The 22,175-nt window shown below is 71.1% G+C and carries 22 protein-coding genes; 7 read left to right on the top strand and 15 right to left on the bottom strand.

The annotated features are described in order from the left end of the window. The 5 genes from AC08OQ_RS06350 to AC08OQ_RS06370 all read right to left on the bottom strand — a co-directional run. The coding region (locus AC08OQ_RS06350) for an ATPase, T2SS/T4P/T4SS family (RefSeq protein ID WP_476611942.1) at window positions 1-711 on the bottom strand (711 nt) is incomplete at its 3' end. Further along, entirely contained in the window at window positions 708-1,160 is a 453-nt protein-coding gene (locus AC08OQ_RS06355) for a CpaE-like family protein (RefSeq protein ID WP_476611943.1), read from the bottom strand. The genes AC08OQ_RS06355 and AC08OQ_RS06350, both read right to left, overlap by 4 nt. 36 nt (window positions 1,161-1,196) lie before the next feature. Continuing rightward, complete coding sequence (gene ssd / locus AC08OQ_RS06360) at window positions 1,197-1,790, bottom strand: septum site-determining protein Ssd (RefSeq protein WP_476601731.1); 594 nt, start codon at window positions 1,788-1,790, stop codon at window positions 1,197-1,199. Continuing rightward, complete coding sequence (locus AC08OQ_RS06365; RefSeq protein ID WP_476601728.1) at window positions 1,730-1,915, bottom strand: hypothetical protein; 186 nt, start codon at window positions 1,913-1,915, stop codon at window positions 1,730-1,732. The genes ssd and AC08OQ_RS06365 overlap by 61 nt, the downstream gene beginning before the upstream one ends. Before the next feature lie 288 nt (window positions 1,916-2,203). Then, a complete protein-coding gene (locus AC08OQ_RS06370) occupies window positions 2,204-3,232 on the bottom strand; it encodes a hypothetical protein (protein WP_476601729.1) in 1,029 nt (342 codons plus the stop codon). Window positions 3,233-3,592: 360 nt separating this feature from the next. Between AC08OQ_RS06370 and AC08OQ_RS06375 the strand changes: the two genes are divergently transcribed. Both AC08OQ_RS06375 and AC08OQ_RS06380 read left to right on the top strand, forming a co-directional pair. Continuing rightward, window positions 3,593-4,090, top strand: a complete 498-nt coding sequence (locus AC08OQ_RS06375; protein ID WP_476594863.1) for a phage holin family protein — start codon at window positions 3,593-3,595, stop codon at window positions 4,088-4,090. A gap of 176 nt (window positions 4,091-4,266) precedes the next feature. Next, entirely contained in the window at window positions 4,267-5,181 is a 915-nt protein-coding gene (locus AC08OQ_RS06380; RefSeq protein ID WP_476594877.1) for an alpha/beta fold hydrolase, read from the top strand. Between the two features lie 35 nt (window positions 5,182-5,216). Here the strand turns inward: AC08OQ_RS06380 and AC08OQ_RS06385 are convergent, their stop codons facing one another. Genes AC08OQ_RS06385 through nth form a run of 4 tightly spaced genes read right to left on the bottom strand, consistent with a single transcriptional unit; the run spans window position 5,217 to window position 8,550 of the window. Continuing rightward, window positions 5,217-6,401 carry a MarP family serine protease gene (locus AC08OQ_RS06385; RefSeq protein WP_476601730.1) on the bottom strand — a complete coding sequence of 395 codons (1,185 nt, stop codon included), beginning with the start codon at window positions 6,399-6,401 and terminating at the stop codon, window positions 5,217-5,219. A gap of 18 nt (window positions 6,402-6,419) precedes the next feature. Then, a complete protein-coding gene (locus AC08OQ_RS06390; RefSeq protein WP_462202809.1) occupies window positions 6,420-6,971 on the bottom strand; it encodes a hypothetical protein in 552 nt (183 codons plus the stop codon). Then, complete coding sequence (locus AC08OQ_RS06395; protein WP_476604908.1) at window positions 6,971-7,819, bottom strand: NUDIX hydrolase; 849 nt, start codon at window positions 7,817-7,819, stop codon at window positions 6,971-6,973. The genes AC08OQ_RS06390 and AC08OQ_RS06395 overlap by 1 nt, the downstream gene beginning before the upstream one ends. Further along, on the bottom strand, window positions 7,816-8,550 hold the full coding sequence (gene nth, locus AC08OQ_RS06400; RefSeq protein WP_476604909.1) for an endonuclease III: 735 nt from the start codon (window positions 8,548-8,550) through the stop codon (window positions 7,816-7,818). Before nth ends, AC08OQ_RS06395 begins: the two co-directional genes overlap by 4 nt. Window positions 8,551-8,694: 144 nt before the next feature. Between nth and AC08OQ_RS06405 the strand changes: the two genes are divergently transcribed. After that, complete coding sequence (locus AC08OQ_RS06405) at window positions 8,695-8,931, top strand: hypothetical protein (protein WP_023840719.1); 237 nt, start codon at window positions 8,695-8,697, stop codon at window positions 8,929-8,931. A 174-nt stretch (window positions 8,932-9,105) separates the two neighbouring features. Continuing rightward, a complete protein-coding gene (locus AC08OQ_RS06410) occupies window positions 9,106-9,738 on the top strand; it encodes a Crp/Fnr family transcriptional regulator (RefSeq protein WP_476611944.1) in 633 nt (210 codons plus the stop codon). 104 nt (window positions 9,739-9,842) lie between these two features. Here AC08OQ_RS06410 and AC08OQ_RS06415 read toward each other — a convergent pair whose 3' ends face one another. From AC08OQ_RS06415 to AC08OQ_RS06435, 5 genes are all read right to left on the bottom strand, one after another. Then, window positions 9,843-13,466 (bottom strand): tetratricopeptide repeat protein, encoded by a 3,624-nt coding sequence (locus AC08OQ_RS06415; RefSeq protein WP_476601662.1) that lies wholly within the window; start codon window positions 13,464-13,466, stop codon window positions 9,843-9,845. 340 nt (window positions 13,467-13,806) lie between these two features. Beyond that, entirely contained in the window at window positions 13,807-14,694 is an 888-nt protein-coding gene (locus tag AC08OQ_RS06420) for an MBL fold metallo-hydrolase (RefSeq protein WP_476601663.1), read from the bottom strand. Between the two features lie 2 nt (window positions 14,695-14,696). Continuing rightward, window positions 14,697-15,644, bottom strand: coding sequence for an NUDIX hydrolase (locus AC08OQ_RS06425; RefSeq protein WP_476601664.1), 948 nt, complete (start codon window positions 15,642-15,644; stop codon window positions 14,697-14,699). Between the two features lie 102 nt (window positions 15,645-15,746). After that, on the bottom strand, window positions 15,747-16,211 hold the full coding sequence (locus AC08OQ_RS06430; protein WP_476604910.1) for a RidA family protein: 465 nt from the start codon (window positions 16,209-16,211) through the stop codon (window positions 15,747-15,749). A gap of 1 nt (window position 16,212) precedes the next feature. Continuing rightward, a complete protein-coding gene (locus AC08OQ_RS06435) occupies window positions 16,213-16,377 on the bottom strand; it encodes a DUF4177 domain-containing protein (RefSeq protein ID WP_462185919.1) in 165 nt (54 codons plus the stop codon). Window positions 16,378-16,609: 232 nt separating this feature from the next. Here AC08OQ_RS06435 and bagA point away from each other — a divergent pair, with 232 nt between their 5' ends. Both bagA and bagB read left to right on the top strand, forming a co-directional pair. Next, complete coding sequence (bagA, locus tag AC08OQ_RS06440; RefSeq protein WP_476602286.1) at window positions 16,610-17,641, top strand: ATPase BagA; 1,032 nt, start codon at window positions 16,610-16,612, stop codon at window positions 17,639-17,641. Beyond that, window positions 17,638-18,933 carry an ATPase BagB gene (gene bagB / locus AC08OQ_RS06445; RefSeq protein ID WP_476602285.1) on the top strand — a complete coding sequence of 432 codons (1,296 nt, stop codon included), beginning with the start codon at window positions 17,638-17,640 and terminating at the stop codon, window positions 18,931-18,933. Before bagA ends, bagB begins: the two co-directional genes overlap by 4 nt. Before the next feature lie 163 nt (window positions 18,934-19,096). Here bagB and AC08OQ_RS06450 read toward each other — a convergent pair whose 3' ends face one another. Continuing rightward, window positions 19,097-19,453: a WhiB family transcriptional regulator gene (locus AC08OQ_RS06450; RefSeq protein WP_462185921.1), complete on the bottom strand. Its 357-nt coding sequence runs from the start codon at window positions 19,451-19,453 to the stop codon at window positions 19,097-19,099. A 552-nt stretch (window positions 19,454-20,005) separates the two neighbouring features. Here AC08OQ_RS06450 and AC08OQ_RS06455 point away from each other — a divergent pair. Next, a partial coding sequence (locus AC08OQ_RS06455) for a transglycosylase domain-containing protein (RefSeq protein WP_476611945.1) occupies window positions 20,006-22,175 on the top strand: 2,170 nt, incomplete at its 3' end.

Below are 22,175 nucleotides of genomic sequence, written 5' to 3' on the forward strand. Positions count from 1 at the left end.
ACGGCCAACCCCGGGACGTACTTCCCAAACAGACCCTAGCACGATCCGTTCGTCGGGGCGCACCGCTCCCAGTAGCGCGGCAAGCAGCGTGCTCTTGCCCGAGCCGGTTCCCCCGGTCACCACGATCGCAAGTCGGGCGCTCAGGACTGCGTGCAGCACGGCCGCCACGGCCGGGCTCATTGTTCCGGCGAGCACGAGTTCGTCGAAGGTGAAGGGGCGACGCCGGGTCCGTCGCAGCGACAGGCACGTACCCTGCACCGCAATCGGTGCCAGAACCGCGTGCAACCGGGTTCCGTCGCGCAGTTGCACGTCGGCGAAGGGCATCGCGGCGTCCAGGCGCCGCCCGGCCGTCGCGGCGAGACGAACGGCCAGGCGCCGCACCGCTTCCTCGTCCGCGAAAGCGACCGAGGTACGGATGAGCCGGCCCCGGCGTTCCACCCAGACCTCGCCGGGCCCGTTGACCAGGACATCGGTGACGTGTGGATCAGCGAGGAGGGGATCCAGCGGGCCGGCTCCGAGCGGCTCCGCGGGTACGGTCGTCGGTTCCGGTGGTTCCGGTGGTTCCGGTGGTTCGAGCGGTTCCGGCGGGATTGCGAACGGCGGTGAAGATCGTGTGGAGACCGCGGGCCTCGCGGCCGCTCGGGCAGCCGGTGCGGCCGCGTGACCTGTGGCGGGGAATGGGGACCTGCGTCGCTCGCCGAGCCCGGTCATGACCAGGCCTCCGGATCGGGCCACACCCGTGGCCCGAGAACGCCGAGGCGGGTCAGCAGTTCCTCGCTGAGGCGATCGATGGTGTTCCCGCTGGCTGAGCCGCCGTAGCGGTCGCGAGTGGGAACCGGACGGTGCCGTCGGCTGCTGATCACCCCGGCCAGTGGCACGCCGAGCATCGTGGCGATCGCCTCCGGGGTGAGGCGGTCGGATGGGTGCAGCCGGACGACGGCGCGCACATCGGCAGCCTGGCGGATGGCAGCCGAGCAGACACGTTCGGCCGCCACGATCGACGGCAGGTCCGCGGGCGTGACGATCAGCACCGTCTGGCAGGTCCGCAGGGCCACGGTGGTGCCCGCGTCGGTTGCGGTGGCCGCCGGATTCCCTCGGCCGGGGAGATCTAGGATCACCAGGTCGGACGTGCAACGAGCGGTCGCGAGCAGGGTGGCCATCGTCGCCGGGGGAACGGCTGGGCTGACAGCGGGATCTCAGGACACCACGGAGAGGTCACCCCGGCGGGGCAGCAGGCCGGACCAGGCGATCGGCCCGACCGGGCCGTTCCCGTCCATCTGGTCGTGCTGGTCGTGGCGCGCGGGAAACAGCGACGCCAGGCTGGAGGTCTCCCCGCCAGGGAAGGCACCGGACATGGACGGCACGAGGCGGGCGAAGGCGGGGGCGAGCCCACCACCGTGCGGATCCGCGTCGATCAGCATCGTGCGCAGGTCGTGCCTCAGCCCGGCCAGGGCTAGCGAGACGGCCAAGGTGGAGGCTCCCGTCCCGCCGCGGCAGCCGATGATGCCCAGCGTCACCGAATGATGCCGATCGAGCCCGTCGAGATCGCTGAGGAGGTCGACGAGCCAGGGCTCGGCTTCGGGAAGGAAGACCACGTGATCGGCGCCAATGCGCACGGAGGCGTCCCACACCCGGCCGTCGTCGACGTGTCCTCCGACCAGGACGACATGCCGTCGATCGGGCAGCGCGGCCGCGATGCACGGCTCGATCTCGTCCATTCCGACGATGATCATGGGGCTGACGTCCAGTTGCGGCGCACCGCGCTCATCTCGGCGGCGACCGTCATCGATACACCGGCGGCCGCCGCAAGCCGCAACAGATCGTCAAGCAGGTCCGGAATGGCGGTGACGATGAGCGGGCGTACGACCGGACCGTGGTTCTCCGCGGCGGTCAGCAGGGGCGGCGCAGGGGACACGGCGGCCTCGTTCCCATCGGGGTCGGGGAAGACGTGGTCTCACCATGCGCCGCGACAGGCCCTGTGGATGACCGCCCTCCACAGGGCCTGAAGATGTTCTGATGGAGGTTTCGACCGGCCGAGACCCTGCCGAGACCGCAGGCCGGGAACGCGTGGCTGCCGCCTACGTGGCAGGAGGGGCGGCGGCCCACGCAGGGGTCCGTACCGAGTGGTTCATACGGGCAGGTTCGTTGTGGTCCATCCGTGCAGCGGATCCGTCAGGTGCGTCAATCGCGCCGTAAGTGTGGATCAGGTCCGGGCGAGCGCCTCGCAGACGGCGAGGGACTCCCGTGCGGCGAGTTCCAGGGCCTTCGCGCAGTGCCGTACCCAGATGGCCACGCCGTCGGCGCCGCCACCGACATAGGCTGCGGCGGCCTCGCGGTACCCGGCGATGACGTCCCCGGCGATGACGTCCCCGGTGCGGTCCACCCGCAGGATGCTCGCCGGGTTCTGTCCCAGCTCGAGATGCCCCACGTCGGTCGCCGTGAGCGCCTTGGGATCGAGGCCCCGGCCGATCAGGACCAGGCGGGCGGCGGCCCGGGCGATGACCCCGTCGAGGGCGCCGAACGGTCGCAGGGCCAGCAGTTCCCCGTGCACCACGGCGGCCACCACGATCGCCGGCGCGCTCGTGGGCGCGACGAGGAGTCCGGTCAGGCCATCCAGCCGGACCGAGGTCTCCACCGAGTGGGGAGGCGGGCCCAACCGCAACGGGTCGAGGATCTCCCGGGTGCCGGCATCGGCCCGCGGACGACCGAGCTCGTCGTCCGGGACGAAACCCCGGCCCAGCAACACGTGCATGCGGGCCAGGGCCTGTCGCGGTGCCTGCTCCCAGGCCGGAACCAGGATGCCCAGCTCGGCGTAGAGCCGAACCGTGCCGAGGACGACAGGGAACGGATGGCCGGATCCGGCCATGGCGGCGTCGTTCCGCGTACCGCGGTCGGTGACCGCTCCGGCCTCCGACGCGTCCGTCTTCTCCAGACCGGGGAGCACACCTTCGGGCCCGGATCGGGCCAGGTGCGCCCGCAGTTCGTCCAGGCTGATCTCGTATCCCTCGAGGGCGGCGCAGGCGCGGGCGGCCCGCAACGATGCCTCCGCGGTCACCTCGGCGCTCTGGCGGCGCAGAACGCGGTGGCGCAGGAGCGTGTCCACCGCGGATCGGGCGCTGTCCGCCGCTTCGCGCACTCCGGGCAGAGCGGCAACACGGGCGAGTGGATCGGCGGCGAGGACTGTTCCAGACGGGCGGAGACTCACAGCTCGCACGCTACCCGTTCGTGCCATGCGGGCTGGGCCACGCGGGGTCGGACCGCCCGGGCCGTGCGGGCCAAGCGGGAAGACGGTGAGACCCGTAGGAGGAGTCACAGGTCTGAGCCGCGTCGTTGGGCCTCCGGGCGGCTCCGCGCGGGGGAGACTGCGTAGAGGGACCGGGGCGGCGGACCGCGTCACGACGGGGGACGGTCGGCCGGGAGGGTGTTGACGGTATGGGCCGGAGGGGCCCAGGGCGGATGGCCTCCGGTGGGGCTTCCCGGTCCACCGCCGGTTCGGACCCTGTCGGATCAGGGCGCAGGTCGGATCAGGGTGGTAGCGCGAACTGTCCCGCCGTCCAGCACGGGCGGGTCGCCGCCAGAGGGAGGACCAGAAGTGTCGATCGCAGCCGGGAAGGCTCGGGACGGCCGTGAGCCGACGCTGGGTGAGCTGGTGGCCCTGGCCACTCGCGATGTCTCGTTGCTGATTCGTCAGGAGATCAACCTGGCCAAGGCCGAGCTCGCCCAGCAGGCGGTGTCAGCTGTGCTCGGAATCGGTTTTCTGGCGGTGGCGGCCGGCCTCGGGTTCTGCGCTCTGATCGCCGTCACGATCTTTCTGGGGGAGCTGTTCACCTGGGCCGGCATCGAGCGTTTCTGGTCCTATCTGCTGACGGCCGGTCTCTACCTCGTCGTTGCGGGGCTGCTGGCCCTGTTCGCGATGGCGCGGTTCCGCAAGCTCTCCCCGCCCGAGCGGACCATCCAGACCGTGCGCGACGACATCACCTGGCTACGTAATCCCACGACCGCCCCAGTCGGGTCGGCGGGCCCGGTCGGACCGGGAGACGCGGTCGGGTCGGCGGATGCGGCCGCCCACCCGGGCCAGCGCGGGCACTGACACCCCCGCGCTGGGTGCGCGGTGTCCGCCGGTACCCAAGCCTGCCGGCGGTCGGCAGAGGGTCTGGCGATGGAGCCGGCGGCGGACGTTCGAGGGCCGACTGCGGACCCCACGACCGGCCCGTCACGAGCACCGCCGGTCCGGGGCCGATGGCTGGTCTGCCATCCTGGCAGGCGATGGAGGACACCGTTCCCGAGCCCGCCACCGTCCTGGTCGACGGGCCGTGGCGGCACCGTGACGTGTCTGCCAACGGTACCCGGCTGCACGTGGCGGAGTTGGGGAGTGGCCCGCTCGTCCTGCTGCTGCACGGCTTCCCGCAGTTCTGGTGGGCCTGGCGTCACCAACTCACCGCGCTGGCGGCGGCGGGCTACCGCGTCGTCGCGCCGGACCTGCGCGGCTATGGAGCGAGTGACAAGCCGCCTCGGGGCTATGACGCCTTCACTCTCTCCGATGACGTGGCCGGTCTGGTCAGGGCATTGGGGGAACCGGACGCCGCGGTCGTGGGCCACGACTGGGGTGGGCTGCTTGGCTGGACCACCGCGGTTCGTCACCCGATGGTGGTGCGTCGGCTCGCGATCCTGGCCATGCCTCATCCGCTGCGGCTGCGGCACCAGATCGCGGCGGATCCCCGTGGTCAGGGTGCCGCCAGCCGGTACATGCTCGGTTTTCAGCTGCCATGGCGGCCCGAACGGGTCCTGGTGGCCGAGGACGCCGCCCACGTCGCAACGCTGCTACGCGGCTGGGGAGGACCGGGGTATCCGGATGCCGAGGCCGAGCGGCGATATCGATCGGCAATGCGCATTCCCGGGGTGGCGCACAGCTCCCTGGAGTACCACCGGTGGATCTTCCGGTCGTTGTTCCGGCCCGATGGGGCGCGTTTCGGTAGTGTCCTCCGTCGGTCGCTGCGGATGGAGACCCTGCAGATACACGGGGAAATGGACCGTTGTTTCCTGCCGTCCACCGCCCAGGGCGCCGGGCGCTACGTCAGCGGTCCCTACACCTGGCGCCTGCTCGGTGAGATCGGGCACTTCCCGCATGAGGAGGCCCCCGACCTCGTCAACGCCGAACTGCTCGGCTGGCTTCGTCCCTGAGCGTCGCCCGGCCGTCGGTGCGGGAGTACCGGCGGTCAGTTGCACCCCTGCGTGCTCACCTCCGCCGTGGCGATCACCCCGGCGGCGGCAGGCCTGGCCACTTCGGCGGCGCTCAGGACGTAACCGGTGCCGCTGTCGTTGACGGCCGCGGCGAACACGACACCCAGGACGTCCCCGCTTTCGGACAACAGGGGTCCACCGGAGTTTCCCGGCAGCACCCGTCCGCGGACCGCGTAGATGTCGCGCAGGACGAGGCCGTGCGAGTAGATGTCCGGGGCCTGGGCGGTCTGATGGTTGCGGACGCGCGCCGCCACAGTGGTGTAGGGCCCGTCCTGGGGATAACCGGCAATCACTGCGGCATCTTCGGCCGCGGCCGGTGGGTTTATCCGGAACCGCAGCGGCGGCCGTTGCAGGTCCGGCACGCGGAGCACGGCGACGTCCCGGTCGGGGTCGAACAGGACGACCTCGGCCGGCAGGGTGCGCGAGGCCAGCACGATCATCGGACGGTGCACCCCGGCTACGACGTGCGCGTTGGTCATGACGCGTTGCGGGGCGATGACGAACCCGGATCCCTCGACCCGTTTGTCGCAGGACCTGGCGACGCCACGGATCTTCACGATGCTCGCCGCCGCGTTGCGGACCCCGGCAGTCTGGGTGGAAGCGGGATCGGGCGGATCGGCGGCGACGATGCGCCCGCCGCCGAGCCCGGCGAAGACCTCGGGGAAGCCGTTGTTGTCAGCCAGTTGGCGCAGGTCGGCGAATGCACTGCGGACCTCGTTGGGCATCCCGGCGTCCACGGTGGCGAGGATCCGCGATTCCCGGACAGAGCGAGCGAGGGACTCGAAGGGCGACCGATCGACGGCCGTCGCCAGCAGCCAGGCGACAAGAACCACCGATAAGCCGGAGAGCACCGCACCCGCGGCGGCATCGACGGCCCTGCCGGGGCGCCAGGTCACCCGGTTCCGGATGGCGACCCCGACCGCGGTGCCCGCGACCTGCCCGACCAGGGCGAGACCGAGCACGGTCAGGAGACCGACCATGGCGCCGTGGCTCTCCTGACCGATCAGTTCGGCGAAGGGCTTCGCGACCTTGGCACCGAGCACACCGCCGCCGAGGAAGCCGACGAACGACAGCGCGCCCACCAGGAAGCCCTGCCGGTACCCGGAGATCGCGAAGAGCACGGCGAGCAGGAGAAGAACGATGTCCAGGACGTTGAGCACGACGGGCGTCGGTTCGGCTCAGGAGATCTTCAGTGTGGCTGTCATGTTGGGATGCAGAGTGCAGACCACCGGGTAGCTACCCGGTTCCGTCACGGAGAAGGTGATGCTCTGTGGCTCTCCCGCGGAGACGATGCGCGTGTGTGCCTCGGGAATCCGCGGAATGACGAAGTTGTGCGGCGGGGACTGCGGCGTGACCGAGAAGTCGACGCGGATCCGCCCCGGCCTGGCCACCAGTTCCATCGCGGAGAAGTGCAGGTTCGGCAGGCCCGTGACGGCGAAGATCTGCAGGCCGCCCGCTCCCTCGGTGGGAGTGAGGGAGGGCCCCGTCGACGCGCCGTCCTTGCCCGAGCCGCCGCAGCCCGCGGCGCCCAGGAACAGACCGAGCGCCAGCCCGAGGGCTACCGTGAGCCGGCCCAGCCGGGGTGTCCGTCCGGTCCAGCCCGCCCGGTCCATCCAGGCCACCCGAGCGGGCGGGCGCTGGATACCACCCGGCCGTCGTGACCGCCCCTGCCGGGGGGAGTGGATGGACGGTCGCGGTCCCGCATGGTCACGGTCCGCGGTGCTGGTCATCAGCTGTGCCTCTCGTCGCAGGGCGATGCCGGTGCCGTCGGCGGGCTGGACTTGTCCAGTGGCGGGGACTTGTCCAGTGGACCGGACTGTAGCGGTGCAGGGGACGGTGCCGGCGGGCGGGACGTCTGCGCGGGCATGACCGGGGTCCCGCTGGTCGTGGCCCGCGCGACTGGGTAGTCGATGAGCTCGGTGTCGTCCCACGGCTGTTCCCACCCGCCGAGACGGAGAAGAACATCGAGGATGCCCGCGGTGAAGCCCCACACCAGCATGCTGCGGACCCGAAAGGCGGGTCCGGCGAGGCCGGTGCGGTGGCGCAGTATGACCCGGTTGGCCGGGTCGGCCAGCTCCGCGAGTGGTACCCGGGCGACCGACGAGGTCTCGGCGGGATCGACGGGCACGACTGCGCACGGAATACGCCACCAGCCGATCACCGGGGTCACGAGATAACGACTGGCGTGCAGGTAGAGCGGGGAGGCGACGGTGAGCACCTCGACCCCCGCGGGATCGAGCCCTACCTCTTCCTCGGCTTCGCGCAGCGCCGTGTGCACCCGCGACTCGTCCGTCGCGTCGGTGGCGCCACCGGGGAACGCGGGCTGGTTGGCATGGCTGCGCAGCTCGGCCGCCCGTTCGAGCAGGAGGATGTCCGGCCCCTCCGGGCCATCATCGCCGAACAGGATGAGTACGGCGGCCGGTCGAGCATCCGCGCCCGCATGACCCGGATGGGTCCGGCTGGTCACGAGGGCTTGCCCGGCCTTCTCCGCCAGAGTGCGCAGCCAGGCCGGGGGCGGGGGGATGGTGGCCCCGTCGGCGTCGAAGGCGCCGTCGGCGTTGGCTGGCATCTCGTTCATCGCAGGGTTTCGACGTCGTTGCGTGTTCCCCGGACCAGCCGGGCCGCCTCGGTAGGCTCAGTGGGGCCGAGCCCGAAGGACGGGCACAGTCGGGCCAGCCCGCAGGCGCCGCAGGCCGGGCGGCGCGAGTGACAGATCCGTCGCCCATGAAAGATCATGCGATCGGAGGCGATGGTCCAGTCCCGCTGTTCGATGAGCGCCGCCAGGTCCGACTCGACCTTGACGGGGTCGGTCTGAGTGGTCAGCCCAAAGCGGCGGGACAGCCGCCCGACGTGAGTGTCGACGGTGATTCCGGGCAGGTCGAACGCATGCCCCAGCACGACGTTCGCCGTCTTGCGACCGACGCCCGGCAAGGTCATCAGGGCCGCCAGCGACCGTGGAACCTCACCGTCGAAGCGTTCGGTCAGGGCCGCGCCGATGCCGATCAGCGAGTTCGCCTTGGCGCGGAAGAACCCGGTCTGTCGCAGCATGTCCTCGAGTTCGGCGCGGTCCGCGCCCGCATAGTCGGCTGCGGTCCGATAACGGGCGAACACTCCAGGAGTGACCTCGTTGACCTTCTTGTCCGTGCACTGGGCCGACAAGACGGTGGCGACCAGCAGTTCGAGAGCGTTGTCGAAGTGTAACGCGATGTGGGCGTCGGGATGGATATTGCCCAGCAGACGCACTATCCGGCGAGCCCGCCGGGTCTTCGCGAGCGGGGTCTCCGCCGCGGCGTCGACGGTTGCGGGCATGTCTGGCAGCGTATCTGCCGGTCGATCCGCCCGTCCGGCACCGCTGCCGGGTGGTCCGAACGGGCTCCGGCCAGGTGGCCGATGCGCGACACACCCACCCCCGGTCGCATGTGATGGTCGCCGGTCGGCCACCATGGAGAGGTCATGTTTGTCATTGCCGCGGTCACCTTTCCCCTGCTGCTTCTCGGCCTTCTGCTGGCGATGGAACGGGTGGAACGTCCGTTGAATGCCGCCGACACCGGTAAGGGCCTCGAGGGCTTCCTCGACAACGCCCGGCCGGACGAGGTCAGCACCTTCGTCAATCAGGGCCTCCCCGCCGCGTTGGAGCGCTACCGGCGGCGTCTGCGCCGACCGCCGCCGGGCAAGCATCGAGCCGCCTGACCGCGCGGGGCTAGGCCGGGCCGATCGGGCCTGTCGGGTCCTGTCGATCGGCCTGTCGGAGCCATCTGGGGGTCCCTGGCCGTGCTCTCTGCCGATAGTCCTGGCATGCTCAGGACCGTGGAGGATCTGCTTGCCCGCGTACCACTGTTCGTAGGGCTGTCCGAGCAGGACCGAATGGCCCTCTCTGACCATCTTGATCGGCAGGAGGTCACCCGTGGGGACGTGCTGTTCCGTGAAGGAGATGTCGGGGACCGGGTCTTCGTCGTCCTGTCCGGAAAGGTGAAGATAGGACGTCAGTCGGCCGACGGCCGGGAGAACCTGCTGTCCGTGATGGGTCCCGGAGACCTGTTCGGAGAGCTGTCGTTGTTCGACCCCGGCCCCCGCACGGCTACCGCTACGGCAGTCACGGATGCATCGCTGCTGTCGCTGGAACATACCGCGTTGCGTCCCTGGCTGCGATCACGCCCGGAGGCGGGCGCGATGCTCCTACGAGTGCTGGCCCGCCGGTTGCGGCGTACCAATGACAACGTTGCTGACATGGTGTTCACGGATGTGCCGGGGCGAGTGGCGAAAGCCCTCCTCGACTTGGCGGAACGCTTCGGAGAGCCGGCACAGCCCGGCAATGAGGCCGCCGGTGTCCGTGTCGAGCACGGACTCACGCAGGAGGAACTGGCCCAACTGGTGGGCGCATCCCGGGAGACGGTGAACAAGGCGCTCGCCGACTTCGCCACCCGGGGCTGGCTGCGCCTGGACTCCCGCGCGGTCGTGCTGCTCGATCGCGAACGCCTGTCCCGCCGCGCACGCTGAGGCCGGCGACCGGCGACCGGCGAAAAGCTCGGGGTCCCGCCGGGGCCTCGAGCGCCGGTCGACGCGCGCAAGGCCTGGCCACGGGAGGTGACCGCTCCAGCGGGTTATCCGGTCGTCCCGGCCACGCCCGCGGGGGTGGTGGTCGCGCCGCCGGCGGCGTCGGCGGCCCCGCTGACCGGCAAGTTCCCCAGCAGCCGGCGGGTCTGCGGCGCCTCGCTGACAGCCCCCGTGGCGGTCGCGGCCGCCAGGGCCCGCAGATAGGCGGCACGACCGCCTTCCAGATCGCCGTTGGCCACCAACGCGGTGCCGAGCGCGCGGTAACCGAGCACCTGGGCGCGTACGTCCTCGGCACCCACGTTGACCGCGCGCCGGGCCACGATGAGAGCCTGGGCGGGCTGCCCGGCATCCAACAGGATGCCGGCGAGATGGGCGTATGCCTGCCGGCGGGGGAACATCAGGGTTGCCGGTTCGCTTGCCGACAATGCCTCCCGCAACAGCTCGGTCGCCTCATCGAGCCGCCCGCGAGCCCGGGCGATCTGCGCGACCAGTACCTTCGCCCCGAGCTGGGCATGCGGGCGCAACTCCAGCTGCGCGAGGTCCGCCTGCGCGATCTCGGCGGCCTGCCCGGCCTTGTCCACTTCGCCGGCGTCGAGCCAGGTCAGCCCGAGCAGCACCCGGGCCAGCGCGCCGACGACGACGTGCCCGCGGGCGGCCGCCTCGGCACACGCCTGTTCCAGGTACTCTGCCCCGCGGGCCGGTTCGCCGGTGCCACGGGCCGCCAGCCCACGGGCGACCAGGGTCAGCATCGTTCCCCACGCGTCGCCGATGCTGGCGAACAGCTCAGCGGCCCGCTCCGCGTGGGCCTCGGCGGTGGCGATGTCGCCCAGCTCGGCGGCCGCTATCGCGTCGATGGTGAGGCAGACGGCCATCCCCCACTGCTCGCCCACGGAACTGGCCAGCTCGATCAGTTCGCGGGTGAGTTCGCGGGCCCGGGTGAGCTGCCCGGACAGCAGCAGCACCAGCGCCTCCGTGCCCCGGCACCAGCCGAGGCCGCCGGTGTCCTCGAGCCGGTCGAACACCGCGGACGCCTCGCGCAGCGTCCGCTCGGCGCGGGGGTAGTCCCCCCGGGTGGTGGCGCTCCAGGCCAGGTGCTGCAACGCCCAACCGACCCCGCGGGGGTCGTCGACCTGGCGGGCGATCGCGAGGGCCTCGCGGTATCGCTCCTCCGCCGCGTCGATGCGGCCAGCGTTGTATTCGAGCATGCCCAGCCGGCGCAACGCGGCGGCCTCCGCGTGGTCGTCACCGGCCTGTTGCGCCGATTCCAGGGCGGTGAGCAGGCACTGCGCCGCCTCTTCGGCGCGTCCCTGCTTCTGGCGCAGCTCGCCGAGCACGGAGAAGGCGGCGGCCCGTCGGGCGGGTGCGTTGGCCCGTAGCGTGGGGCGTAGCGTGCGTTCGGCCTCGTCGAGTTGGCGCAGCGCGACCAGGGCCTCAGCGTGCAGCACGCGGGCGGCATTGTCCTCATCCGGGTCGATGATGCCGCGGCCCAGACGGCGCGCGTTGGCCAGCAGGTCGGCGGCGGCCCGATGATCGTCTCGGGCCAGCGCCTCGCGCGCCAGCCGGACATGTGCGTGGAACCCGGACATCCGGGACGACCAGGCCGGATCGGTGGCGGGAAGGTTCATCGATGCGGCCAGGTCATAGGCCCGCAGGGCGTGGTTCGCGACAAAGGTGGAGACGGCCCGCGAGCTGCCGACCATCGCCGTCACCCCCCAGCGCGCCGCCGTGGCGTGCCGGCGGGCCCGCTCGACCTTGGGCAGCCCGGCGTAGGCGGCGTCGCGGGCCATGGGATGGACGAACCGCCACCTCGTCTCCGTCGCCCGGGGCGGCCGGGCGAGCTGGCGCTCGGTCAGTACCCGCAGCGCGCGGGTGACCTCCTCGGCGGGCCGTTCGTCGACCACCGGCAGCGCCTCGGCTGGAAACCGCGGGCCGAGCACCGCCGCCGCGCGCAGCACCGCCTTGGCCACCGGGTCGAGATCGTCGATGCGGGCGGCCAGCACCGACTGCACCCCGGCGGGAAGAGTCGCCTCCGTCAGGGAGCCCTCGAGGACCCAACCCGGCCACTCCCCATTGGTTGTCTCGGCCGACTGGTGCAGCATTCCGCGGTCGATCAGCAGGTTGAGCAGCTCCACCAGGAAGAAGGGGTTGCCATGCACCCGGGAGAGCAGATCGGCCCGGCCGCGGGGCTCCAGCTGCACCCCGCCGAGATGATCCTGCAACAGGCGGCTGGAGGCCTCGAGGCTCAGCGGCTGCAGGGCGATGCGATGGATGTGGGGCAGCTCGGCGAGCCGTGGACCCGTCCGGTCCAGCAGCACAAGCAGAACCGGTCCGGACAACGCCGAGGCCAGCCGGCTCATCGCGTCGCTGAGCTGGCTGGTCGCCCATTCCAGATCGTCGATCATGACCAGGATGGGCCCGGAGGACGCGAGCGCGCCGAGGAGCAGGGCGACCGCGTCCACCGTCGCGTCGACGGACCGCTGTTCGGCCTCCGCGATGTGCGAGGCCCGGGCCGCCGGATCCCCCGGAGCCGCCGCGGTGGCGACGGCGGACCGCCGGTCGAGCGGAACGCCGAGCAGCAGCAGCAGTCGGTCGGCGATGCCGGGTGGCAGCCGGGCACCGCTGTGCGGATGCGCCAGCCCCGCCACAGTTCGCCGGACGCGGTCGGCCACCCGGTCGAGGGAGTCGCCGTCGGTCACCCCGCACGCGTTGCGAACGACGTCGACCAGGGGCGCCAGCCCGTGGCCGTCACCGTGCCGGACCGTCCGTCCCCAGAGCACCGTCGTGCCGGGGGTCCGCTCCGCCCGACAGGCGAGTTCGACGGCCAACCGGGTCTTGCCGATCCCGGCCTCCCCGGCGATCAGCGCCACCTCGGGTGACCGGTTGGTGACGACCAGGTCGAACAGATCGGTCAGCGAGGCGAGCTCGGCGTCCCGGCCGAGGAACATGGCGTCGTCGGCGAGTCCGGGGCGGGCGACGTTCGACGGGCGCAGGCTCACCAGCTCATAGGCTGGGACGGGCTCCCGCTTGCCCTTGAGGACCAGGTCGGGCAGCTCTCGCCAGGTGGCCACGGACCGGGTGGAGAGCGCGGTCTCCCGGCCGGCGTAGACGGTGCCGATCGTGGCCGCGGCCGACAACCGGGCTGCGGTGTTCACGGTATCGCCGATCACGGTGTAAGAGAGTGCGGCCTGCACCCCCGCGAGGACCTCGCCGGTGTTGACGCCCACCCGCAGGCCGAGCCGGCCGTCATCGTCACCCCCCGTGGAGGTGAGCACCAGCCGACGAACGGTCTCCTGCATCGCGGCGGCGGCCCGAACGGCACGTTCAGGGTCATCCTCATGGGCGGTGGGGGCCCCGAAGACGGCCATGATGCCGTCGCCGGTAAGGTTGTCGACGCGGCCGCCGACCTCGTCGATCTCGTGGGCGAGGGCGGCGAGGACCCGATCGGTCATCTCCCCGACGCGTTCCGGATCGCGATCCTCCGCCCAGGCGGTGAAGTCGGACAGATCACCGAACAGAACGGTGACGACCCGGCGCTCGGAAGCATCTACCGCGGGACTCTCGACCGAGGTGAACTCCAAGCCGCAGTGGTAGCAGAATCGTCCGCCCGGAACGGCCGCCGAGCTGCACCGGGGGCACCGCAGCGGGCCCGTGTGCGGAGCTGTGATCACCATGGGTGGGGCCTCCCGTCCGGGTGGCCGGTGGGTGGGGGCCGGACCGGTCGCCCGGTTTCCGGCTGGTCGAAATCGTCATCCTGCGCACGGGCGGTTCCCTCCGTGCCAGAGTTTAGTGGCCTGGGTCTCCTTCCCCGAATCCCGTCCTGTCGGATGACCGACCGCAGCCGCGTCGATGCTGCTGCGATACCGCTGCGTGGTGCGATACCGCCGCGTGGTATCGATCCGATATCTCTCGGTGGTGTCCCGATATCTCTCGGTGGTGTGAGGCGGCCGTCCGGCTACCGCTGCCACGGACGTGCCGCTCGCCATCGGCCTTCCGGCTGGCCGGCTGGGCTGATCAGGCGCCGTCGGGGTGCTCCCGCAGGTAGGTCAGCTGGGCGCGGACCGACAGTTCCGCCGCGAACCACAGGGCGCGGTCGACGTCCGCGTAGACCCGGCGGACCACGTCGGCCGCATCCGCCTCCGCGGCGTCGACCCCGGCGTCCACCAGAGCACGCCGCACCTGGTCGAGTCGGCTGTGGCGGTGAGCCAGATATCGCTCGGCCGCGTGGCCGGCCGCGGGCAGTTCGGGGCCGTGGCCGGGCAGCACGGTGGTCTCGCCGAGTTCCCGCAGCAGCCGCAGGCTGTCCAGGTAGTCGCCGAGACGGCCGTCCGGGTGGGCGACCACGGTACTGCCACGCCCGAGAATCGTGTCTCCGGTCAGCACCGCCGGACCGGGCAGGAGGCCGCCGGAGGCCGGGCCCGGCTCCGGCCGGTCCCGGTAATCCGCGGGGTGCTCGTCTCCGCCGGGCGGCCCGTCTTCCCCGAGTGGTTTGTCTTCCCCGAGTAGAAAGAACGACAACGAGTCGGCGGTGTGCCCCGGAGTGGGGAGGACCCGGAGCTCGATGCCGGCCGTGGCGATCACATCGCCGGCCGTGAGCCCCTCCGATCCCAGCCGGAAGACGGGGTCGAGCGCCCGGACCGGGGCGCCGGTGAGATCGTGCAACGTGGCCGCGCCGGCACTGTGGTCGACATGGCCGTGGGTCAGCAGAATCAGGTCGACGCGGCCGGCCGCCGCGACCGTCGCCAGATGTCCGGCGTGGTCCGGGCCGGGGTCCACGACCACACACCTCTCCTCGCCGGCGGTGCGCAGGATCCAGGTGTTGGTGCCGTCGAGCGTCATCGGGCCCGGATTCGGAGCGAGAAGCACGGCGGCCAGGGGAGTGATCTGTCGAGGCGCGGCCATGGCTACTGCTGCGCCCGGTCGGCGGGGCCCGCGTCCCGCAGATCGTCGTGGTTTCCCGGGTCGTCGTATGCCTCGTCATGCGGCAGCAGGAGGCGCGCTTCGCCGCCGCTGACCAGAATCCTCGGCATGATCGGCGACAGGTCGCGGGCGTGGGCGGCGGCCAGCACCGCCGCGACGTCGTCGTATTCGGACAGTTCGGCGAGGGTGAACGCGGTGGGTGGCAGCATGTCCATCGTCCCGGCCGTATGGCGTTCGAGGGCGTCCGCGGGGCGTATCCACTGCATCCGGTCCGCCTCGCTGGAGGGCTGGCCGGGATGCTGGCCCGTGGGAAGCGCCGCGACGAAGAACCTGGTGTCGTACCGTTGCGGCTCGGTCTCGGGAGTCACCCATCTGGCCCAGGGGGCGAGGAGATCGGCCCGCAGCACGAGGGAGTATTTGCGGAGCAGGGTGCTCAGGCCGAGCTCGTGCCGTTCCAGTGCGAGGCGCTCGGCGGCCCGCAGCTGATCGCTGAGCGCCTCCGGGCCGCCGCCGAGCCGGCCGTCCTCGCCCGCCACCGCGCCGGCCAGCAGGATCCCGCATTCCTCGAAGGTCTCCCGCACGGCGGCACAGACGAGCGCGCGGGCGAGTGCGGGATCAGCGTCGAGCGCGTGCATGACCTCGGCGACCGATGGACCCGCCCAGGGCACGTCCGGCCCCATATCGGCCGGATCTACTCGTCCACCTGGGAATGCGTACATCCCACCGGCGAACGCCATGGTCGCTGCCCGGCGCAGCAGGTATGCCTCGATCCCCTGGTTACCCGGCGCGTCGCGCAGCAGCACGACCGTCGAGGCATCGCGCACCGCCGCGGGTGGCGCGGGCGGATGGCGCGCCGTCACCTCGTCGCGGCGGCCTCCGTCGGCCGGGGACCAGCGCAGCCGAGCGATCAGGGCAGCCTTGTGGTCAACCATTGCCCAGATGCTAGAGCCGTTGGTGCCGAGGCGGGGTTTGTTTGTCCCGGCGGCCGCGGCGCGCCGCCGCGATCCCGAGGCCGGCACCGGCGGGACCGCCTACTACCCCCCGAGCACCAGTTCGATCTCGACCGGTGCGCCCAGCGGCAGCGCCGAGACACCGACGGCCGAGCGGGCATGCTGACCGGCCTCGCCGAAGACCGCCGCGAGCAGTTCACTCGCCCCGTTGACGACCGTTGGCTGGCCGGTGAAGCCGGGGGCGCTCGCGACGAATCCAACCACCTTGATGATCCGGGTGATCCCGTCGAGTCCGTCGGCCACCGACGCCGCTGCCGCCAGCGCGTTGAGCGCGGCCGTCCGGGCGAGCTCCGCGGCCTGCTCGACGGTCACCTCGGCGCCCGCGCCCACCAGGCCGGTGTGGGCCAGCCGGCCGTCCACCAGCGGGAGCTGACCGGCCGTCCAGATCAGGCCGCCCGCCCGGACCGCGGGAAGGTAGGCGCCGGCCGGGGTCGGGACCGGCGGCAGCGTCAGGCCCAGCGCCGCCAGGCGTTCGCTCGGTGCGGCCATGTCAGGACTGGCTCTTGGGACGCTTGAAGTAGGCGACGAGGCTCTCGGGGTTGGGACCGGGAACGATCTGGACCAGCTCCCAGCCGTCCTCACCCCAGTTGTCGAGAATCTGCTTGGTGGCGTGGATCAGCACCGGCGCCGTCACGTACTCCCACTTCGTCTGCATGACACCGGACCTTAGAGCATCGCGCCGACGGTTCCGGACACCCGTGTCACCGGGCCCGAGCCTTCGCCGCCACATCGTCCCGGTCACCTCTCCCCACATCCCCTACCTTGGCTCGCCCCGCGGTGCGCCGCGGGTTTTCTCCCGACTCACCACCGTGGTGGGGACCGTGCACGCGGGTACGGTCAAGCCTGTGAACGGCGAGAACACCGTGACCGACAGCGAGAACGCTGTGATCGACAGTGAGAACACCGTGACCAAGGAAGTGAGTAGCGGGGTGGCCGGTCCATGGGACCGGCGGTTGCACATCGTTACCGGCAAGGGCGGTACCGGCAAGACGACCGTGGCCGGCGCGCTGGCCGTGGCGCTTGCGACCGATGGTCGTCGAGTCCTGCTCACCGAGGTCGAGGGCCGGCAGCAGATCGCGCAGCTGTTCGACACCCCTCCGTTGCCCTACCGGGAGCGCAAGGTGGCCAGCGCTCCCGGCGGCGGGGAGGTGTTCGCGTTGGCGATCGACGCGGACGAGGCCCTGCTGGAGTATCTAGAGATGTTCTACAACCTGCGGCGGGCCGGGATGGCCCTGGGCAGGATCGGCGCGGTGGATTTCGCCACGACCGTCGCTCCCGGGGTTCGCGACGTGCTGCTCACCGGCAAGGTCAAGGAGGCGGTCAACCGGCCCGACGCCACCCGGCCGGGAGGGCTGGCCTACGACGCGGTGGTGCTCGACGCGCCGCCCACTGGTCGGATCACCCGGTTTCTCAACGTCACCGCGGAGGTGGCGGGGCTGGCCAAGGTCGGGCCGATCCGGGCCCAGGCCGACAGCGTGATGGCCGTGCTGGCGCCCGATCGGGCCGCCGTGCATCTGGTCACCCTCCTCGAGGAGATGCCGGTGCAGGAGACGGTGGACGGCGTGGCCGAGCTGACCCGTGCTGGTCTGCCGCTCGGCGGTGTGGTGGTCAACATGACCCGCCCGCCCCTGCTGCGCGCGAAGGAGTCCCGCCTAGCCCGGCGCGGGGAGCTGGACCGGGAGGAGATTGCCGCCGGGATCAAGGAGGCTGGGATGGAGCCCACCCCTGAGCTGGTCGAGGCGCTGGCCTGGGAGGCGGCCCAGCACGCCGATCGCGTCGCGCTGGAGGCGGCTGAGCGTGCGGAGATCGCCGGGCTCGGCCGCCCCGTGTATGAGGTGCCGCTGGTCGCGGACGGCGTCGACCTCGGCACTGTCTACCGGTTCGCGGAGATGCTGCGGGCGCAGCAGATGGTGGCATGAGCTCCGCGTGCCCGACGCCCGGTGCACCACGGCGGGAACCCGGGGCGCCGTCCGCCGGGCCGTCCGCGGGGCGGCGAAGGCCGGCAGCGGGGAGCGTCCGGCAGTCGGCGGCGCGCCGCGGCGGGCCGGGAACGCGCCGGACGCGTCCGCATCCGGCCGGCGTGCCACTGCTCGACGTCGACGCGATGCTCGACACGGAACGAATCGTGGTCTGCTGTGGCTCGGGTGGGGTCGGCAAGACGACCATGGCCGCGGCGCTCGCGCTGCGGGCGGCCGAGCGCGGGCGCAACGTCGTCGTCCTGACGATCGACCCGGCGCGGCGACTCGCCCAGGCCCTGGGCCTGACCGCGCTCGACAACACCCCACGCGAGGTGGCCGGTGCCGCCGGTGGTCGCCTCGACGCGATGATGCTGGACATGAAGCGGACGTTCGACGAGATCGTCCTGGCGCACAGCACCCCCGAGCGGGCCGAGGCCCTCCTTGCCAACCCCTTCTACCAGTCGCTGTCGTCCTCCTTCGCCGGCACCCAGGAATACATGGCGATGGAGAAGCTCGGCCAGCTCGACGCCACCGGCATGTGGGATCTGATCGTGGTCGACACGCCCCCGACCCGGTCGGCACTGGACTTCCTCGATGCTCCGACGAGGCTCGGGGCCTTCCTCGACGGAAGGCTGCTACGACTGTTGCTCGCGCCGGCGAAGGCCGGCGGGCGGGCGTACGTGAAGGTGCTCGGCGCCGGCCTCGGCATGTTCACTCGAGTCCTCACCAAGGTGCTCGGCGCCCAACTGCTGACCGACGTCAGCCAGTTCGTGGCGGCACTGGAGACGATGTTCGGTGGCTTCCGGGCGAGGGCGGAGGAGACCTACCGCCTGCTCGGCGATCCCGGCACCTCGTTCATCGTGGTCGCCGCGCCCGAGGCCGCGGCGCTACGGGAGGCGTCCTACTTCGTCGATCGGCTCGACGCGGAGGGGATGCCCCTCGCCGGACTGGTCGTGAACCGGATGCACCACAGCGATGCCGAGGCGCTCAACGTCGAGCGCAGCCTCGCCGCCGCCGAGAACCTCGAGGAGCACGGGGAGCATCCGCTTGCCGCCGCGGTGCTGCGCATCCACGCCGATCGGGTCCGGCTAGCGAGCCGGGAGGCGCGGCTGCGGGAGCGGTTCACCAGCGCCCATCCCGACACCCCGATGGTGGAGGTGGAGGCGTTGTCGGAAGACGTGCACGATCTCGTCGGACTGCGGGAGATCGGCGATGCGCTCGCGCGTGACGAACGGCTGGATCGGACCGCTTGATCAGCTTGATCATCCTGATCGGCGAGCCCCGGTTCATCCGGGCGAGAGAACGCGGTTGACAGCGGATGTGTGTGATCCCGGACCGGGACGACGTTGTCCTCGGGCGGGGATAGCCGGCGAAGGATCCGATCGGCCTTGGGGGACTGGTCGGACCACCGCTGAATCAGCCGGCGGAGGCCGATCTGTGATCGGCCTGGGCGTCCGTGAGCAGCTTCCGCCAGGACGTGACGTCCGGGCGGCGACGTAGCAGCGCGCGACGCTCCCGTTCGGTCATGCCCCCCCAGACGCCGAACTCGACGTGGTTGTCGAGAGCGTCCGCGAGGCACTCGGTGCGGACGGCGCAGCCGAAGCACCGGGTCTTCACCCGGTTCTGGGCGGCGCCCTGGACGAACAGCTCATCCGGGTCGAGGTCGCGACAGGCGGCGTGGGCCGTCCAGTCGCCGTCGACGGTGGAACCCACGAGATGGGTCGTGTTGGCACGGCGTGGCGTGCTGACGGTGGGGGTCAGGCTTCTGGTCATGCCACCTGCCTTTCTTCTCGAGTCCGGGTCAGGGGCCCGTGCGGGTGGTGACGTGGCGTTGCCCCGAAACCGTACGGAGTGGCGTGGCCACGGCACAGACCCCACACGGGTGGTTGTCCAAATGACTAGTCCGGGCCATTGATCCGGATCGCCATGGTAGTGCTGTCTGTGACTTCCGCATGTCTGTTGCGTGACAATGAGGTATCGGCTCGGAGGTGGTGCGGGTTCTTCATCGCTTCGTTTCCGTTTTGACGAGATTGCCCCACTGTGGGACAGAAATCACGATGACGCCTAAAAGTAGAGGTGTGGAGCGTGGACGGCGGGGCAGCCGGTGTGGAGGTTGTCACGGTCCTCCGGGGCGCGCCCGGGACCGGCAGGGTCGCCGGCCGGGGCTGGAACTGCGACGTCCCAGCTCACGGCATTATCGGCTGCGATGGGCCGCCGCCTTGCGGTGTTCGTGGAAATCGGGGCGGCGGGGGTGGCGCTTGTTGATCGAATGTTGGCCCGTATGCTCCGACGGGTGGCCCAGCCTGGCTGGACGGAGGTCCCTGGATGACCGCGCCCCCTGGGCACCCCACGCCCGGTCGTGGGCGGTTCGAGGATTCCGCCCGCGATCGTGTACCGGGGCGCCGGTACGAGCCTGACGAACTCCGCTTCGGCGACGTCGACCAGCCCGCGCCTCGTCCCATCGCATCATCGGCCCGCCGGCTGGGGTTCGTGGCCACGCGGCTGCTCGGCGCCGGTGTGATCAGCGTGGTGGCGGGCGTGCTCGTCGGCATGCTGGCCCTGCCGGTGGTGGGGGCGGCCGGACTGACCGTCAAGGGCGGCGCGGACGACTTCCTCGACCTGCCGGCCAACCTGGCTGTCCCCCCGCTGGCCCAGGCGTCGCGCGTCCTCGACGCGCGGGGGAACGTCCTCGCCGTGCTGCGCGGGGAGCAGGACCGCGAGGTCGTGTCCCTGGGCCGCGTTCCGCCGGTGATGCGTCAGGCGATCATCGACATCGAGGATTCCCGGTTCTACGAGCACGACGGGCTGGATTACAAGAGTCTCGTCCGGGCGTATCTCACCAACCGGGAGAACGGCGAGGTCACCCAGGGCGGCTCGACCCTGACCCAGCAGTACGTCAAGAACGTTCTTCTGATGTCCGCGACGACGGCCGAGGCGAAGGAGGCCGCGACCGAGCAGACCGTCCAGCGCAAGCTTCGGGAAGCGCGTTATGCGCTGTACCTCGAAGCCCATCTGAGTAAGGACGAGATCCTCGAGCGTTATCTCAACATCGCCTACTTCGGCGATGGCGCGTACGGCGTCCAGGTAGCCGCGCAGCACTACTTCAACGTCGACGTCGACAAGCTCACCCTGCCGCAGGCGGCGCTGCTGGCCGGCCTGGTGAAAAACCCGACCGCCTTCAACCCGGTGATGCATCCGCAGGCGGCGCGGGAACGGCGCAACGTGGTCCTCGACCGCATGTTCGAACTTCATCACATCGACGCGGCGGCCTTTCACCAGGCGCACGACGGCGAGGTGGTGCTCAACCGGCCGCCCCACTCGGCCGATCCCTGCGCCGACTCGGTCGCGCCGTTCTTCTGCGCCCTCGTGCGCCAGCGGCTGCTGAACGACAGATCCTTCGCCCCGACGGAGGAGGACGCGCGCAGACTGCTGTTCGAGGGCGGCCTCACGATCAGAACGACGCTGGACCCGGTGGCGCAACAGGCGGCGCAGTCGGCCGCGACCGAGGTCATCCCGATCGGGAACCGGGTGGCGGCGAGCGTCGCGATGGTGCAGCCGAACACCGGCCAGGTGCTCGCCCTGGCGATCAACCGGGTCTACGGCCCGGCGGCGGACGGACAGCCCGCCGCTCTGTCCACGGACTTCGTCCACACCAAGGAGATCTATCCCGTCGACGAGGACTCGTTCTCCTCGGGATCGACCTACAAGGTGTTCACTCTGATCTCCGCGCTCGAATCGGGACTACCGCTTTCCACGACGCTGCACGCCCCCCTCTGCTACCACTCGAACGTCTTCCCGAACCCGGATCCCCAGGGCAAGAACTGCTACGGCAACGCCGACTCCAGCGAGGACGGTTTCTACTCGTTGACGACCGCCACCTGGTCATCGGTCAACACCTACTACATCCAGCTCGCCGAGAAGCTGGGCGTGCTGAAGACGGCCGAGGTGGCCCGTCGCATGGGCGTCACCTCGTGCCGGATCCGGCAGCACAACAACAACGATCCCGAATGCAGGGGGGTGGACGGGATCGGCCGGGTTGACGGCTCCTCCACCCTCGGATCCAACGAGATCAGCACCCTCGATCTGGCGATCGCCTACGCGACGTTGGCCGCGCGGGGCAGGAAGTGCGACGCGCGGACCGTGCTCGCGATCACCCAGCGGGTGGGCGGGACGGACCGGCCGCTTCCCTTCGACACCGGCGCTCCCTGCCAGCAGGTGCTCGACCCGAAGATTGCGGACAAGGTCAGCGCCGTGCTGCAGGGGGTCATCAACCACGGGACGGCCAGCGGGAACGGGCAGATCGGCCGGCCGGCCGCCGGCAAGACCGGCACCGCGGAGGGGTTCAGCACCGCCTCCTTCGCGGGTTACATCCCCCAGCTCGCCGCGGCCGTGACCCTCGCGGACCCGCGCGGACCGACGTCGCATCCCCTGATCAATGTGAAGGGTCGCAACGTCTTCGGTGGCGGATATCCCGCCCAGGTGTGGTCCCGCACGA

Source organism: Frankia sp. CcCS3, assembly GCF_977927575.1.